Origin of the sequence: Nonomuraea sp. NPDC052634 (assembly GCF_040678535.1) — a bacterium.
GTDB classification, from domain to species: Bacteria; Actinomycetota; Actinomycetes; order Streptosporangiales; family Streptosporangiaceae; genus Nonomuraea; species Nonomuraea fastidiosa.
On sequence record NZ_JBFATY010000002.1, the window covers coordinates 250,157 to 265,056 of the forward strand.

Sequence of the window (14,900 nt, forward strand, 5' to 3'; positions counted from 1 at the left end):
CCGGCCCCCAGAGAGAATCGTGATCTTCGCTGCAGAAGCATCTCGCGGCGAGGACCGATCCGGAAGAGCCGGGCGGCGGCGCGTACCGCCCGGCGTCGTCACGCGGACGCGATCAGCGGCTGGTCCAGAGGGGCTTGTTGTCCTTGGAGTAGATGATGATCCGCCCGTCGTTGGACACCGCGAGCCACGCGCCGGGGTTGCCGGCGGTCTTGGTGGTCCACAGCGCCTTGTCGTTCTTGTCGACGACGACCCAGTTGCCCTCGCGCTGCATGATCGAGCGCGCGCCCGGGTGCCCGGCCGTGGGCGTGGTGAACAGCGGGCGCTGCCCGTCGTACAGCACGGCGTTGCCCTCGTCCTGCTGGATGAGCTTGTAGCGGCCGTTAGAGGACTGGACGGTCTCGCCGGGGCGCAGCACGTGCCCGGAGGGCAGCTTGCCGATGTACGCCTTCGACGACCACAGCGGCTTGTTGTCCTTGGAGTAGATCACAAGGTTGCCGCTCTCCTTGGGCAGCAGCAGGTACGCGCCGGGGTTGCCGGCGGTCGGCGTGGACCACAGCGGCTTGTTGCCGGCCCCGTAGATGACGAGGTTGCCCTCCTTCTGCATGGTGGTGCGGGCGCCGGGGTTGCCCGAGGTGGGCGAGGTCCACAGCGCCTTGGTGCCCTCGTAGAACACGAGGTTGCCCTGCACCTGCTGGACGAGCCTGAACCGGCCGGAGGTCAGCGACTGGCCGGGCAGCAGCCACTGGCCGGGCAGCAGCCGGTCCTTGGCGGCGGCCTGAACGGTGGCGGCGTTGGTGGCGGCGTTGGTGGCGGCGGCGCCCGGCTGCGCCATGACGGTGACGGCGACCGGCGCCGCGAGCAGGGCGCCCGCCATGGCGGCCATCGCGGCCTTCTTGGTGATCAACGTTCCTCTCTTCCTCTTCGGACGGAGAAGCTTTCAGACGGAAAGGTGAAGCCAAGAAGCTGACACAAGGCGTTGGCGTTCCGTTGGTGCGCGCCGTCCGCCCAGGTGAGCGCGGTTGCGCGATCCGGTACGAACCCCGCCTGAGCGGCGTTTAGCCGGGTTTTAGCGGCATGCCGCATGCTGTCCTGGATGGATCGCATGGAGTTTCGCCTGCTCGGGTCCATTGACGCAGGTGTCGGGGGACGCCGCCTGGATCTCGGGCCGCGTAAGCGTCGTTTCGTCCTGGCCGCGCTGCTGCTGGACCTCAATCGTCCGGTGCCGGTGGAGCGGCTGATCGACGCCGTGTGGGAGGGCGCTCCCCCGGCCAGTGCGCGGGTCACCGTGCAGGGACACGTCTATCGGCTGCGCCGCGCGCTCTTCGGCGCGCGGGTGGAGACCACGCCGTCCGGCTACGTGCTGCTGGCCGACCCTGACGAGGTGGACGCGCTGCGCTTCCGCGGCCTGATCGCCGCCGCGCAGGGGGCCGACGACGTCGAAGGGGCCGAGCTGCTGGAGGAGGCGCTCGGGCTGTGGCGGGGCCCGGCGTTCGGCGGGCCAGGGGGCGGTCAGGCGCTGGAGCTGGCGGCGATCGAGCTGGAGGAGGCGCGGCTCGCCGCCGTCGAGGAGCTGGCCCGTCGGCTGCTGCGGCTGGGCCGTCCGGAACGGGCGATCGCCCCGCTGCGCGCTGTCGTGGCCGCGGAGCCGCACCGGGAGCGGCTGGTGTCGCTGCTGATGACGGCGTTCTCCCGGGTGGGACGGCAGGCCGAGGCGCTGGAGCTGTACGACCGCACCCGCCGCTCGCTGGCCGACGAGCTGGGCGTGGACCCGGGCCCAGAGCTGCGCGACACGTTCGCCGCCCTCCTCAGCCCGCAGCCCTGAGCAGCACCGCCCTCCTCAGCCCGCGGCTCTGAGCAGCGCCGCCCCCTGAAGCAGCCCTGAGCAGCGCCGGCCCCTGAAGCAGCCTTGAGCGCCGCAGCCGCACGGTCACCCGAGCACGTCGGACGCGGCGCTCTCGTCGAGCCGGTGCCCGTACGCGCGATGCAGCTCCACGGCCCTGCGCGCGTCGCCGATCCGCTCGGGGCAGGCCCGCGCCAGCGCGGTCAGCGCCTGGCCTTCGAGCCGCCGCATCCCGTGCCGGACGGCCGCGTCGAGTGCCTCGCGGGCGTGCCCGGCGGCCTGCTCCGCCCGCCCGCCTTCGAGCAGCACCTCGGCCAGCCACAGGCGGGAGCGGGTCTCCAGGTAGGGGTGGGTGCGCTCGCGGTATTCGGCCAGTACCTCGGTGAGCAGCGCGACGCGCTCGTCCAGGCCGAGCGTGCGGTCCACGCGGGCGAGCGTGGCGCGGGCCTCGGCCAGCTCGCCGTTCAGGCCGCGCTCGCGGGCGGCGGTCACGGCCCGGCAGGCGAGTCCGGCGGCGCGCGCGGCGTCTCCCTTGAGGTGGTGCGCCATGGCGGCGCTGGCCAGCGTGCCGGAGACCTGCGCGCCGGGGGCGTGCTCCAGGGCCTGCTCGAAGAAGCGCACGGCGGCGTCGAGGTCGCCCAGCGCGAGGTGGACGTCGCCGAGCACGGAGTACGCCCGCGCCTCCCAGCCGGGCGGCTCCTCCAGCGACCGGCGCAGCGCGATCGAGCGGAGCTGGCGTTCCAGCGCCTCGCGCGGCCGGCCGGCCCACAGCAGCTTGATCGCGTAGTTCTCCAGCGTGGCGGCGAGCTTCAGCGACGGCTCAAGGCGCTCCCACAGCCGGATGACGCGCTCGTGGGCCTCCATGCTGGTGTGCAGGTCGCCGAGCCTGGCGCTGGCGGCGACGATGTTGGTCAGCGCCGCGAGCCTGCCGGTCTGCCAGCCGGCCTCGTCGTAAAGGCGGGCGGCCGCCTCGTAGTGGTGCACGGCCTGGCGGGGCTCGTTCTGCAGGTAGTGGGCGTTGGCCAGGGTGTGGTGCATGCCGGCCCGTCCGGCGACGTCGCCCGCGCGCTCGGCGGCGGCCAGGGCGCGGGCGGCCAGCTTGATGATCACGCCGGTGGGGTGGCCACCGTACATGAAGGCGCGCAGGACCTCGACCAGCCGCCACAGCGTGCGCCCGCGCGCCTGCTCGATCACCGCGAGCAGGTTGTCCTGCTCGGCCAGGAACCAGGCGCGGGCGGCGGCGACGCCGCCGAACTCCTCTGCGGCGGCGCACGGCGGCGGGTCGTCCGCGGCCAGCGGGAACAGCTCCATCGTGGGCGCGACCAGGCGCGCGGCGGCGCGTGCGGTGTGCAGGTAGTACGCGTGCAGGCCCGCGGGGTCGTCGGCGCCGTCGGCGCAGTGCTCGCGGGCGTAGAGCGCGACGAGGTCATGCAGCCGGTAGCGGCCGGGCGCGTGCTCCTCGACGAGGTGGGCGGAGGCGAGCCCGGCGAGCAGCCGGGTGGCGGTGGCCGGGTCGGTGCCGGCGAGCGCGGCGGCCGAGCGCGCGGTGAAGTCGCAGCCTGGTACCAGCCCGAAGCGCCGGAACAGCACCTGGGCGTCGGGCGGCAGCGCCGCGTACGAGCCGGCGAACGCGGCGGCGACCGTGGCCTGCGGGTCGCCTTCGACGGCGAGGGTGTTCAGGCGGTCGGCGTGCAGCTCCTCGATGTAGGAGCGCAGCCCGGCCCTGCCGAGCAGGTTGGCCCCGGCGATGGCCAGGGCGAGTGGCAGGTGGCCGCACAGGTCGGCCAGCTCGGCGGCGGCCTCGGGGTCGGCGGCGATCGGGCCGGAGCCCACGAGGTCGGCGAGCAGGTCGCGGGACTCCTCCGGGCTGAAGGTGCCGAGCCGTACGCTCTGGGCGCCCTGCAGGGCGAGGCCGCGCAGCGCGTCACGGCTGGTGACGATGACGCCGCAGGACGAGCCGCCGGGCAGCAGGGGGCGTACCTGCTCGGCGTCGGCGGCGTTGTCGAGCAGGAGCAGCACGCGGCGGGTGGCGAGCGTGGAGCGGTAGAGGCCGAGCTGGTCGGCCGCGCCGGTGGGCGCGGGCACGCCGAGCGCGCCGAGCAGGCGTGGCAGCACCCGCTCGGGCGGCAGCGGCTCGCCTCTGCCGTGGCCGCCGAGGTCCACGTGCAGCTGGCCGTCGGGGTAGTCGGGGGCGACCTGGTGCCCGACGTGCACGGCGAGCGCCGACTTGCCGACGCCCGCCGCACCGGTCACCACCGCGACCCGGCCGTCGCGCAGCAGCCCGCGCAGCCGCTCGGCCTCCTTGCGCCTGCCGACGAACCCGGCCACGTCGCGCGGGAGCTGGCGCGGCACGACGGGACGGTGGCCCTCGACGATGCGCTGATACAGGTCGCGCAGCCGGGGTCCCGGATCGACGCCGAGCTCGCCCGCCAGCAGCCGCTGCACCTCGTGGAACAGCTCAAGCGCCTCGGCGGGCCTGCCGTCGTGCCAGAGCGCGGTCATGGCCAGCGCGTGCGGCGTCTCCCGCAGCGGCTCCTCGTCGCGCAGCTCCTGCAGCAGGGCGGGCACCTCGCGGTGGCGGCCCAGCTCGATCAGCGCGGCGGCGTGCTCTTCGACGAGGTCCCAGCGCTCGCGTACGAGCGGCGCGCGCACGCGCTGCTCGACCCAGTCGGTGCCGACGCCCTGCAGCGGCCGGCCGCGCCACAGCTTGAGCGCCCGCTCCCAGGCGGCGACGGCGAGGTCGGGCCGGCCCGCCGCGCGGCCCTGCGCGGCCAGCCTGCGGAAGCGGGCGAGGTCGACCTCGTCATCGCGGGCGACCAGCGCGTAGCCGGCGTTGGTGGTGATGATGCGGTCGCCCAGCGCCTTGCGCAGCCGCGACACCTTGAGCTGGACGATGGTCTTCGCGGTCTTGGGCGGCTCGCCCTCCCACAGCGCCTCGATGAGCAGGCCGACCGGCACGTGCGAGCCGTGCCGCGCCGCCAGCACGCCGAGCACGCACTGCTGCTGCGCCCCCTCGACCGGCACCGGAGCCCCGCCGTCGCGCACCTCCACGGGGCCGAGCACGCGGATGTCCATCCCGACCGAGCATAACGGCCGGCCGAATCATCGCTGACGCGTGCGCTCGACCCCCACGGTGATCTCGTTGCCCAGCCGGCGGCCCAGCAACAGCTCCAGGTCGTCGCCGCTCCAGAACTTGCCGGGGTCGTACCAGTTGGGCCGCCGCCCGGCGGGCAGCAGCCCCATCTCCTCGTAGGTGACGGCCACCACCTCGGCGCAGTAGGCGCTCTCCAGGGCCTGCTGCCGGCGGCGGCGCCAGGCGCGGCCGGGCAGACGGCCCCTGGCCCAGCGGGCGGCCAGCCTGGCGGTGGAGGGGAACGGGGTGCCGTCGAGCCTGGCGACCGTGCGCAGGGCGGCGTCCTCCATCTCGGGGGTGGCCTCGGGGTCGAGCTGGCGCAGCCAGACGCGCTGGCCGTAGCGGTCGGCCCAGACGGTGACCGCGTCGCGCAGGTCGTGCAGCTGCACCCCGCGGTGGTGGCTGCCCGACCACAGGTCGAGCAGCGATTTGCCCAGCTCGGCGTGCCACATCATGGGCGGCAGGTCGTCGATGACGATGGCCATGCCCACGTGGTTGACCGGGCTGTTGGTCACGGTCTGGATGGCGCGGTCGGGGACGGAACGCCCGCGGAAGACCCACAGGTCGCCGGTCCGCGTCACGCCGACGGCCTCGTCGAGTGTCAGCACACGGCTAGCCTAGGCACCATGCGCTGGTGGAAGTGGCTGGGTCTGGCCGGAATCATGGGGGTCGCGGCCACCGGGGCGGTGATCGCGCGGGCCGAGCGGCGGCGCCGCGCGTACACGCCGGAGGAGATCAGGGCGCGGCTGCGCGAACGCGTGGAGCAGGCCCAGACGCAGGAGGCACAGGAGGCTCAGGCCGACGGCTTGAGGTCGTAGACGAAGACCACGTCGGGGTAGGCGGGGTTCTCGTCGTATCCCTGCACGCCGCCGACCAGGGCGCGGCGCGACTTGACCACCCACGGCACGGCGGCGGCGGCCCGTTGCTCGATCACCCTGTTCGTGGCGCGCTCGTAGACGCGCTGCGCCGCGAGCCGGTCGGTCACGGTCAGCTCGGGCACGGTGTCGAGCATCGCGTCGAGCTGCTGGTCGTTGAGGTACGACAGGTTGAACACGGGCGGGTCGGCGCTGTGGAAGACCTGCCCGAAGTAGGAGTAACCGTCGGCGTAGTCGGGCCACCAGTACATGACGAAGATGTCCTGCCCGCGTTTTTTGCCCAGCTCCCACTGCGCGTTCCAGTGCAGGCTGCGCGCCCGGAGGGTGATGTTGAGCGGGGCCAGCGCCCTGCGCAGCCGCGTGACCAGCACCTGCCAGTCGGCCTCGCCCTCGGCGTAGGTCATCGTCAGCCGCAGCGGCCGCCCGCCGGGACCGTAGCCGGCCTGCTGCAGCAGCCGGGTGGCGGTCTTCAGGTCCTGCTTCGGCGTCCGGTTCGGCACGTGGCCGAGCAGCCCTTCAGGGACGACGCCGCTGGCCGGCGCGACCGAGGTGCCGAGGGCCTTGATCAGGCCCTGGTAGGGGACGGCCTTCTGCACGGCCTTGCGCACCCTGATGTCCTTCAGCGGCCCCTGGGCGGTGTTGAACAGCATGAGCGCCGTGGTGAACGAGGGCCGGTCGGAGGTGCGCAGGCCGGGCGCGGCCTGAGCCCGCTGGAACAGCTCGGAGTCGAGCCGGTCGACGAAGCTCGCCTCGCCGCGCTGCAGCATCCGGTACGCCCGCTCGGGATCGGGCACGACGCGGAACTTGATCGTGTTGTAGTGGGGCCGCTCCCACCCGCCCCAGTAGCCGTCGTAGGCGGTGAGCGTGAGCTCGTCCTCCTTGCCCTTGTTCCACCGGCTGACCGTGTACGGCCCCGACCCGGCGTCCCTGCCCTGCTGGAACCACCTGGTCAGGTCGGGGGCCGCCTTGGTGTCGTAGATGTAGGCGGCGTAGCCGGCGGAGGCGACCAGGTCGAGCGGCACCGGATATTTCAGCGCGAACGTGACGGTGAGCGGCCCGTCGACCCGGATGGAGGAGACGGCGTCCCAGATGTAGCTCGCGCCGGTCCTGGCCTTCATCGTGCGCTCGATCGACGCCTTGACCGCCTGGGCGTCCATGGTCCTGCCGGTGTGGAAGGTGACGCCGGAGCGCAGCTGGAACGTCCAGGTGCGGCCGTCGGCCGACGAGCGCCACGAGGTCGCCAGGCGGGGCGCCGACTTCTTGGTGACGGGGTTCCAGTAGGTCAGCGTCTCGTAGACGTTCTGGAAGGCGATGATCTCGTTGCTGTAGGAGCGGCTCGGGTCCCACTCGGTGACGATGTCGGTGTTCTTGACATAGACGAACGGGGACTCCCCCGATGGGGCCCGCTGCGGCTCAGGAGGCGGCGAACACGCCGCGAGCATCATCAGTGCGACGGCCGCTGCGAGTCGACGGCGCAACGCATCTCCCTCTGGTGGCCTGGCGTACCGTAGGAACCTACTCCAAGATCAACCTGGAAGGCGCCACGGTGTCCGAAAGTGCCGAAAAATTGGGCATTCCGGTGATCGTATTGCTATCCTCGGGGCTTGTCCCGTCCGGGGTTGCCAGCAAGGGACCGACCGGAGTGAGGTGCGATGGGTCGTAGCCGAACGATCCGCATGAAGATCATCGGCCTCCTGTTGGTGCCGCTGGCGTCCATGGTGGTGTTGTGGGGGGTCATCACCGCCGTCACCGCTACCGAGAGCTTGGAGCTGCGTCAGTACAAGACAGTCTGGACGAACCTGCGCCTTCCCGCGTACAAACTGATCAACGAGATTCAGCGTGAACGTCTCGTCTCGGCCCAGCTCCTGAAGAACGCCGCGACCAAGACCACCCTGGCCACGCAGCGGACGCGTACGGACGCCGCCCGGGAGTCGTTCAAGCAGCTCTCCAGCAACTCCAAGGACAGATCGGAAGAGATCCGCAGACAGGTGGACGCGGTGAACACGGCTATCGACAGGCTCGACGCGATCCGGGGAGAGATCGACACGGGTCTGTCCGACCGTCTGCACACCGTGGAGTCGTACAACGCGATGATCGACACCCTGTTCGGTCTGCACCGGCGGGTCGCGCTGATCGACGACATCCCGATCTACGAGCAGTCGCGCGTGCTCATCGACATGGGCTACGCCAAGGAGCTGCTGACCAGGGAGCAGGCCATCGGGCTCGGCACGGTCGAGCCGGCCGAGCGGCGGCTGTTCACGCAGATCGCCGGCAACCGGCGTTTCCTGCTCGACCAGAGCCTGGGTGAGCTGGATCCGGAGCTGCGCGACCCGCAGGTCGCCCTCATCACCTCGCCCGCCTACCAGCGGATGCGGATGATGGAGGACCAGATCATCGCGGGCGGCACCGCGCGGAACTGGCTCGGCACCACGGAGGTGCTGGCCAGGGCGTTCCACGAGGCGCAGATGCGGGCCAGCACGACGCTCAACAAGCGCGCCGACCCCATCGCGGACCAGGTGCTGTGGCGGGCGCTCGCGCTGGCGGGCACCGCGCTGGTGCTGGTGATCGTGTCGATCGTGTTCTCGCTGCGGATGGGCAACCGGCTGTCGAGGGAGCTCGCCGCGCTGCGCCTGGCCGCGCTCGAGGTGGCCCAGGAGCGGCTGCCGCACGTGGTGGAGAAGCTGCGCAGGGGCGAGAAGGTCGAGATGCCGGAGCTGTCGGTGGCCAGCACCACGGTCGAGATCGACGACGTGGGGCAGGCGTTCTCCACCGTGCAGCAGACAGCGGTCGAGGCCGCGGTCGGGCAGGCGCAGCTCAGCGAGGGCGTCGGCCACGTCTTCCGCAACCTCGCGCGGCGCAGCCAGACGCTGCTGCACCGCCAGCGCATCCAGCTCGCGGACATGCAGCACCGCGCCACCGACCCCGATCAGCTCGACGACCTGTTCAAGCTGGACCACCTGACCACCCGCATGCGGCGGCACGCCGAGGGCCTGATCATCCTGTCGGGCGCCACGCCGGGCCGCGGCTGGAGCCGTCCCGTGCCGCTGCTGGACGTGGCGCGCGGCGCGGCGGCCGAGGTGGAGGACTACCAGCGCGTGGTCATCGAGCCGATGTCCGGCCACCGGCTGGCCGGGCCGGTCGTCGGGGACATGATCCATCTCATCGCCGAACTGATCGAGAACGCCACCGTCTACTCCCCCGCGCACACCTCGGTCGTGGTGCGCGGCGAGGCGACGGCCAGGGGCTTCGCCTTCGAGGTGGAGGACCGCGGGTTCGGGATGGAGCCAGAGGAGCTGGCCGAGTACAACGAGCGGCTGGCCAGCCCACCGGAGTTCGACCTGGCCGACAGCGACCGGCTCGGCCTCTTCGTCGTCTCCCGCCTGGCCGCCAGGCATGACATCCGCGTGACGTTGCGCGGTTCACCATATGGAGGGACCACCGCGATCGTGTTGATCCCGGAAGAGCACGTGGCCGAACCAGAGGCCGAGGCTCCCAAGCAGGAGCCGGCCCGCCCGATGCGGGTGGTGCGAAGTGACTGAAGAGCGCTGGCTGGACGAGGAAGCGGGACCGATCGTCCCCGCCTACCTCCTGACCAGGGGCCGGACGGTGCCCGCGAGCGAGGCGATCGACCTCATGGGCATCATCATCACCGCCGGCGGCCTGACGCCGCCGCGCGGCCTCGACCCCGAACATCTGATCATTCTGCAGAAGTGCACGACCCCCACCCGGCTCGTCGACGTCGCCGCAGAGCTGAATCTGCCGATCGGCGTCGTCCGGGTGCTCGTCGGCGACCTGCACGCCCAGAAGCTCGTGCAGGTCGAGCTGCCGCCTCCCGCGCCGGACGCCAAGGTCCTGCTCGAGGTGATCAGCGGCCTGAAAGCGCTGTGACGGCCGCCTGAACCCCCTATCCGGGCTTTTCAGGCGGCCAGGACGTCCTCGGCCCGGTGACAGGCCACCTGGCGGCCTCCCAGATCCCTCAGCTCGGGCGCCCGCTCGCACTCCTTCACCGCCATCGGGCAGCGCAGCCTGAACGGGCAGCCCGTCGCCGCCGGCACCGCCTCCGTACGCCCCCTCGCCTGCGGGGGCTCTCCCCCCAGCTTCGGCACCGCGTCGCGCAGCGCCCTGGTGTACGGGTGTGCCGGGCTCGCCAGCAGCTCCGCGGTGGGCCCCGATTCGACCACGCGGCCCGCGAAGAGCACGTGCGAGGTCTTGCAGAGCCGCTCGACCACGGCCAGGTTGTGGGTGATGAGCAGGCGCTCGGTGTCCAGGGACGCCAGCAGGTCGAGGACCTTGGCCTGGACGGTGACGTCGAGCGCGCTGGTGGGCTCGTCGAGGATGAGCAGGCGGGGGCCGACGGCCAGGGCGCGGGCGATCACCACGCGCTGGCGCTGGCCGCCGGAGAGCTGGTGCGGGCGGCGGCCGGCCAGCTCGGGGGCGAGGCCGACCTGTTCGAGCAGCTCGGGTACGCGGTGGCGCTCGGCGCGCGGGAGCGCTTCGGCGATCGAGCGGCCGATGCGCATGCGGGGGTCGAGCGCCTCGGCCTGGAAGACCGGCTGGACGTCCTTCCGGAACGTCCGCATGTCCACTTTTTTCAGCGTTTGGTCGCCGTACCAGATATTTCCGGACATTGGGGTGAGGAGGCCGAGGAACGCGCGCGCCAGCGTCGTCTTGCCCGACCCGCTCTCCCCGATCAGCCCCACGCCGCCCTCGGTGATCTCCAGGCTGACGTCGTGGACGACCGGGCGGCGGGCGTACCCGAGCGTCACCCGCTCCGCTCTGAGCACGGGTCCTGTCACGGCAGCGCCTGTCATGGGAGGGCCTCCAGCAGCTCGCGGGTGTAGGCATGGGACGGCTCGGCCAGCACCCGGGCGGCCGGCCCCGACTCGACCACCGCGCCGTCCTTCATGACGAGCACCCGGTCGGCGATCGTCGAGACCAGCGCGAGGTCGTGGGAGACCAGCAGCAGCGCGAGGTCGCGCTCCTCGCGCAGCCGCCGCAGCACGCCGACCACCTCGGCCTGCACGGTCACGTCGAGCGCGCTGGTCGGCTCGTCGGCCAGGATCACCTCGGCCCCCAGGGCGATGGCCAGCGCGATGGCGAAGCGCTGCGCCTGGCCGCCGGAGACCTCGTGCGGGTAGCGGCGCAGGATCGCGGGGTCGAGCAGCACCTCCTCGACGGCCCGCGCCATGGCCTGCTCGGAGTCGTCGCGGCCGTGCAGCCGCAGCGCGCGGCGCATCAGCGTGCCGAGCCTGGTGGCGGGGCTGAGCGCGGCCTGGGGCGACTGCATGACCAGGGCCGCCCTGGCGCCCCGCAGCGCGCGCAGCTCGCGCGGAGATGCCGTCAGGACGTCCACGCCACACACTCTGACCGTGCCCGAGACCTCGGCGTGCTCGGTGAGGCCGAGCAGCGTGAGCAGCGTCGTGGTCTTGCCCGACCCGCTCTCCCCCACGATCGCCACGCACTCGCCGGCGGCGACGTCCAGCTCGGGCACCGCGGCCACCGGCCGCCCGCCGTAGCTCACCCGCAGGTCGCGTACCTCGATCACCTGACCGCCCTCCGCGGGTCGAGCGCGTTGCGCAGCCCCTCGCCCAGCACGTTGAACGCGAACGCCGTCACCAGGATGGCCAGGCCGGGGAAGGTGACGACCCACCAGTCGGTGGTGAACAGCGCCTGGCCCTGCTGCACCATCAGTCCCCACTCCGCGGTCGGCTCCTGCGCGCCGAGCCCCAGGTACGACAGCGCCGCCGAGGTCAGGATCACCCCGCCCGCGTCCAGCGAGATCTGCACCAGGACCGGGGTGAGCGAGTTGGGCAGCACGTGGCGCAGCACGATCAGCGGGGCGGGCACGCCGAGGCAGCGGGCGGCGTCCACGTACGGCCTGGTCGCGATCGACGCGGCCACGGACGCCGACAGGCGCGTGTACCACGGCCACCAGGTCGCCGCGATGGCCAGGATGACGGTGTTCACGCTGGGCTGGAGCACCACCGCCAGCGCGAGCGAGAGCAGCAGCGCGGGAAAGGCGAGGAACACGTCCGTGATCCGCATGATCACGTCCCTGATCCAGCCGCCCGCGTAGCCGGCGACCACGCCGAGCGTGACGCCGACCGCCGCCGAGACGGCCAGCACCGCCACGGCGATGAACAGCGAGGTGCGGCCGCCGTACAGGATCCTGGTGAGCACGTCGCGGCCGACCTGGTCGGTGCCGAACCAGTGCGCGGCGCTCGGCTCGAGCAGGCTCTCCGTCGGGCGCGTCTCGTCCACCGGGTACGGCGCCAGCCACGGCGCGAGCACCGCGGCCAGCACGATGAGCACGATGAGCACGGCGCCGAACGCGGCGAAGCGGTCGGGGATGCGCGGCAGCGTGCGACGCAGCGGCTGCGTGTCCTGGACGCGCTCCGGTTCCGTGGTGCTCATCGGGTCCTCGTTCTGGGGTCGACGAAGCCCTGCAGGATGTCCACGACCAGGTTGGCCAGGACGTAGACCAGGGCGACGAGGAGGGTGACGCCCGCGATGGCCGGGGTGTCCAGCGACCTGATCGACTCGGCGGCGTAGCGGCCCAGACCCGGCCAGTTGAAGACGGCCTCGACGAGGAAGCCGTTGACGATCGCGTACGCGAAGACGAGCGCGATCAGCGACAGCACCGGGTTGAGCGCCGGCCGCAGGGCGAACTTGGTCAGGATGGACGTCTCGCCGAACCCGAGCGCCCGCTCCAGCCTGGCGTGGTCCTGCCCCGACTCCTCGATGAGCGCGGCCCTGGTCATCTGGGCGATGACGCCCGCCGGGTAGGCGGCCACGACCAGCGCGGGCAGCACGAGGTGATGGAGCGTGCTGGTGAGCATCGGCCAGTTGCCGGTGATGAGGGCGTCCACGGCCGTGATGTTCGTCCAGAGCGTGAGCGGGCTCGTGGTGTCGAGCGAGGTGTCGTACTCGCCGGCGACGGGGAACCAGCCGAGGTGGCTGCCGAAGACCGTCTGCAGGGCCAGCGCCAGCCAGAAGACCGGGACGGAGACCGCCAGCATGCTGCCCAGGCGTACCCCGACGTCCGGCGGCTTGCGCTTGTAGCGGGCGGCGAGCACGCCGAGCGGGATGCCGGCCGCGACGGCCAGCAGCAGCGCCGCGCCCACCAGCTCAAGCGAGGCGGGGAAGGCGAGATAGAGGTCGTCGAGCACCGGCTGCCTGGTGCGCAGGCTGGTCCCCCAGTCGCCGCTCAGCAGGTCACGCGCGTAGTTCAGCAGCTGCACCGGCAGCGGGTCGTCGAGCCCGAACCGCTCACGGGCCTCCGCGAGCTGCTCGGGCGTCGCCTTCGGCCCGGCGAACGCGACCGCGGGATCGCCGGGCACCATCCGCATCACGGCGAACGTGAGCACGACCACGCCGGCCACGACCAGGAGTGCCTGGCCGAGCCGGCGGGTCAGGTAGCGGAGCATGGCCTAGCGCTTGAGGTCGTAGAAGAAGACCACGTTCGGATAGGCGGGATTGTCGACGTATCCCTGCACGTCGGAGGTGAGCGCCCGCTGGTACGTCTGCACGTACGGCACGGCCACCGCCGCCTCCTCCTGGATGATCCTCCGCTGCAGCTCCTCGTAGGTGTCCATGGCGGCCGACTTGTCGGTGGCGGTCAGCTCGGGCAGCTTGTCGATGAGCCCGTCGATCTCGTCGTTCTTCAGGTACGACAGGTTGAACTGCGGCTTGTCGTTGCTCCTGAACACGTTGAGGAACCACGAGTAGGCGTCCGGATAGTCCGGATACCAGTACATGACGAAGATGTCCTGGCCGCGCTTCTTGCCGAGGTCCCACTGCGCGCTCCAGTTCATGGGCTTGGCCTGGAGCGTCACGTTGAGGTTCTTCAGCGCCGAGCTGAGCAGCGTGACCAGCAGCTTCTGGTCGTCGTCGCCGATGCCGTAGGTCAGGGTGAGCTTGAGCTCGGGGTTGTCGGGGCCGTACCCGGCCTCCGTCAGCAGCTGCTGCGCCTTGGCGAGGTCCTGCTTGGGCTGCATGTTCTCGGCGTGGCCGAGCAGGCCGGGCGGCACCAGGCCGCTCGCCCGGTGCCCGGAGCCCTCCAGCGCCGCCACGAGGCCGTCGTAGTCGATGGCGAGCTGCAGCGCCTGGCGGATCCTGACGTCCTTCAGCGGGCCCTCCGCGGTGTTGAACAGCACCAGCAGGTTCTGGAACGACTGGGCCTCCGACACCTGCACGCCCCGCGTCTCGCGCGCCTGGTCGAACAGCTGCGGGTTGAGCCGGTCGACGAAGTTCACCTCGCCGCGCTGCAGCAGCTGCCAGGCGGTGGTGACCTCGGGCGTGACGCGGAAGGTCACCTTCTTGTACTGCTCGGGCTTCCAGCCGCCCCAGTAGTCCTCGAACGCCTTGAGCGTGAGCTCGTTCTCCTTGCCCTTCTGCCAGGAGTCGACCGTGTACGGGCCGGTGCCGGCGGTCTTCTTGCCGTCGGTGTCCACCGCGTCCACGTCGTAGATCCAGGCGGCGTAGCCGGAGGCGGCGACGAGGTCGAGCGGGGCGGGGTACTTGAGGATGAACTCGACGGTGTTCGGGTCGGGCGTCTCGATCTTCTTGACCGGGTCCCAGATGTAGGCCGCGCCGCCCTTTTTGTCGATGTTGCGCTGGACGGCCTTCTTGACGGCCTCGGAGTCCATCGTGGCGCCCGAGTGGAACTTGACGCCCTGCCGCAGCGTGAACGTCCACTTCTTGCCGCCGTCCGACGACTCCCATGAGGTGGCGAGCAGCGGCCTTGCCTGCTTGGTCTTCGAGTCGTACCTGGTCAGGCCCTCGTAGATGTTGGACAGCGCGATGATCTCGTTGGAGTACGAGGTCGCCGGGTCCCAGTCGGTGACCACGTCGTGGTTGGGGGCGTAGACGAACGTGCTGTCGTTGACCTGCCCGCCGGCCGGGGCGCCGGTGCTCGCGCGGGGCTGGGGCGTGCCGCCGGCGCCGCGCACCTGGCCGCCCGCGCACGCCGACGCGGTCAGAGCCAGGACACCGGCCACCCCGGCGACGAACAGTCGCTTGTGCCAGCGCATGGGGGGATCCTTTCGCTATG

General features: G+C 71.8%; 13 protein-coding genes. 4 read left to right on the forward strand and 9 right to left on the reverse strand.

Annotated elements, in window-relative coordinates:
• Positions 1 to 112 precede the first annotated feature (112 nt).
• A complete protein-coding gene (locus tag AB0K67_RS13760; RefSeq protein ID WP_364058267.1) occupies positions 113 to 904 on the reverse strand; it encodes a hypothetical protein in 792 nt (263 codons plus the stop codon).
• 189 nt (positions 905 to 1,093) lie between these two features.
• On the opposite strand from AB0K67_RS13760, the gene AB0K67_RS13765 reads away from it, so the two are divergent.
• The gene (locus AB0K67_RS13765) at positions 1,094 to 1,822 is read left to right on the forward strand and encodes a BTAD domain-containing putative transcriptional regulator (protein ID WP_364058270.1); all 729 of its coding nucleotides are present in this window, start codon (positions 1,094 to 1,096) and stop codon (positions 1,820 to 1,822) included.
• A 105-nt stretch (positions 1,823 to 1,927) separates the two neighbouring features.
• On the opposite strand, the gene AB0K67_RS13770 is transcribed toward AB0K67_RS13765, so the two are convergent.
• Positions 1,928 to 4,915, reverse strand: a complete 2,988-nt coding sequence (locus AB0K67_RS13770) for a BTAD domain-containing putative transcriptional regulator (RefSeq protein ID WP_364058273.1) — start codon at positions 4,913 to 4,915, stop codon at positions 1,928 to 1,930.
• Between the two features lie 27 nt (positions 4,916 to 4,942).
• Positions 4,943 to 5,578 carry a hypothetical protein gene (locus AB0K67_RS13775; protein WP_364059549.1) on the reverse strand — a complete coding sequence of 212 codons (636 nt, stop codon included), beginning with the start codon at positions 5,576 to 5,578 and terminating at the stop codon, positions 4,943 to 4,945.
• A gap of 21 nt (positions 5,579 to 5,599) precedes the next feature.
• Here AB0K67_RS13775 and AB0K67_RS13780 point away from each other — a divergent pair, with 21 nt between their 5' ends.
• Positions 5,600 to 5,791 carry a hypothetical protein gene (locus AB0K67_RS13780; protein ID WP_364059596.1) on the forward strand — a complete coding sequence of 64 codons (192 nt, stop codon included), beginning with the start codon at positions 5,600 to 5,602 and terminating at the stop codon, positions 5,789 to 5,791.
• Here AB0K67_RS13780 and AB0K67_RS13785 read toward each other — a convergent pair.
• The gene (locus AB0K67_RS13785) at positions 5,767 to 7,326 is read right to left on the reverse strand and encodes an ABC transporter substrate-binding protein (protein WP_364058276.1); all 1,560 of its coding nucleotides are present in this window, start codon (positions 7,324 to 7,326) and stop codon (positions 5,767 to 5,769) included. The genes AB0K67_RS13780 and AB0K67_RS13785 overlap by 25 nt on opposite strands.
• Before the next feature lie 198 nt (positions 7,327 to 7,524).
• Here AB0K67_RS13785 and AB0K67_RS13790 point away from each other — a divergent pair, with 198 nt between their 5' ends.
• Together AB0K67_RS13790 and AB0K67_RS13795 are read left to right on the forward strand one after the other, a co-directional pair.
• Entirely contained in the window at positions 7,525 to 9,387 is a 1,863-nt protein-coding gene (locus AB0K67_RS13790; protein WP_364058279.1) for a nitrate- and nitrite sensing domain-containing protein, read from the forward strand.
• Positions 9,380 to 9,736 carry a DUF742 domain-containing protein gene (locus tag AB0K67_RS13795; protein WP_364058282.1) on the forward strand — a complete coding sequence of 119 codons (357 nt, stop codon included), beginning with the start codon at positions 9,380 to 9,382 and terminating at the stop codon, positions 9,734 to 9,736. Before AB0K67_RS13790 ends, AB0K67_RS13795 begins: the two co-directional genes overlap by 8 nt.
• A 29-nt stretch (positions 9,737 to 9,765) precedes the next feature.
• On the opposite strand, the gene AB0K67_RS13800 is transcribed toward AB0K67_RS13795, so the two are convergent.
• The 5 genes from AB0K67_RS13800 to AB0K67_RS13820 are packed head-to-tail and all read right to left on the reverse strand — an operon-like array spanning position 9,766 to position 14,880.
• Positions 9,766 to 10,659 carry an ABC transporter ATP-binding protein gene (locus AB0K67_RS13800; RefSeq protein WP_364058285.1) on the reverse strand — a complete coding sequence of 298 codons (894 nt, stop codon included), beginning with the start codon at positions 10,657 to 10,659 and terminating at the stop codon, positions 9,766 to 9,768.
• The gene (locus AB0K67_RS13805; protein ID WP_364058288.1) at positions 10,656 to 11,393 is read right to left on the reverse strand and encodes an ABC transporter ATP-binding protein; all 738 of its coding nucleotides are present in this window, start codon (positions 11,391 to 11,393) and stop codon (positions 10,656 to 10,658) included. The genes AB0K67_RS13800 and AB0K67_RS13805 overlap by 4 nt, the downstream gene beginning before the upstream one ends.
• Complete coding sequence (locus AB0K67_RS13810; RefSeq protein ID WP_364058291.1) at positions 11,390 to 12,262, reverse strand: ABC transporter permease; 873 nt, start codon at positions 12,260 to 12,262, stop codon at positions 11,390 to 11,392. Before AB0K67_RS13810 ends, AB0K67_RS13805 begins: the two co-directional genes overlap by 4 nt.
• The gene (locus AB0K67_RS13815) at positions 12,259 to 13,275 is read right to left on the reverse strand and encodes an ABC transporter permease (protein ID WP_364058294.1); all 1,017 of its coding nucleotides are present in this window, start codon (positions 13,273 to 13,275) and stop codon (positions 12,259 to 12,261) included. The genes AB0K67_RS13810 and AB0K67_RS13815 overlap by 4 nt, the downstream gene beginning before the upstream one ends.
• A 3-nt stretch (positions 13,276 to 13,278) precedes the next feature.
• Complete coding sequence (locus AB0K67_RS13820; RefSeq protein ID WP_364058297.1) at positions 13,279 to 14,880, reverse strand: ABC transporter substrate-binding protein; 1,602 nt, start codon at positions 14,878 to 14,880, stop codon at positions 13,279 to 13,281.
• Positions 14,881 to 14,900 lie beyond the last annotated feature (20 nt).

Coding starts and splice junctions, on each gene's coding strand:
- AB0K67_RS13765 (WP_364058270.1), top strand. CDS start 1,094: ATGGATCGCATGGAGTTTCGCCTGCTCGGGTCCATTGACGCAGGTGTC.
- AB0K67_RS13770 (WP_364058273.1), bottom strand. CDS start 4,915: ATGGACATCCGCGTGCTCGGCCCCGTGGAGGTGCGCGACGGCGGGGCT.
- AB0K67_RS13780 (WP_364059596.1), top strand. CDS start 5,600: ATGCGCTGGTGGAAGTGGCTGGGTCTGGCCGGAATCATGGGGGTCGCG.
- AB0K67_RS13790 (WP_364058279.1), top strand. CDS start 7,525: ATGAAGATCATCGGCCTCCTGTTGGTGCCGCTGGCGTCCATGGTGGTG.
- AB0K67_RS13800 (WP_364058285.1), bottom strand. CDS start 10,659: ATGACAGGCGCTGCCGTGACAGGACCCGTGCTCAGAGCGGAGCGGGTG.
- AB0K67_RS13810 (WP_364058291.1), bottom strand. CDS start 12,262: ATGAGCACCACGGAACCGGAGCGCGTCCAGGACACGCAGCCGCTGCGT.
- AB0K67_RS13815 (WP_364058294.1), bottom strand. CDS start 13,275: ATGCTCCGCTACCTGACCCGCCGGCTCGGCCAGGCACTCCTGGTCGTG.
- AB0K67_RS13820 (WP_364058297.1), bottom strand. CDS start 14,880: ATGCGCTGGCACAAGCGACTGTTCGTCGCCGGGGTGGCCGGTGTCCTG.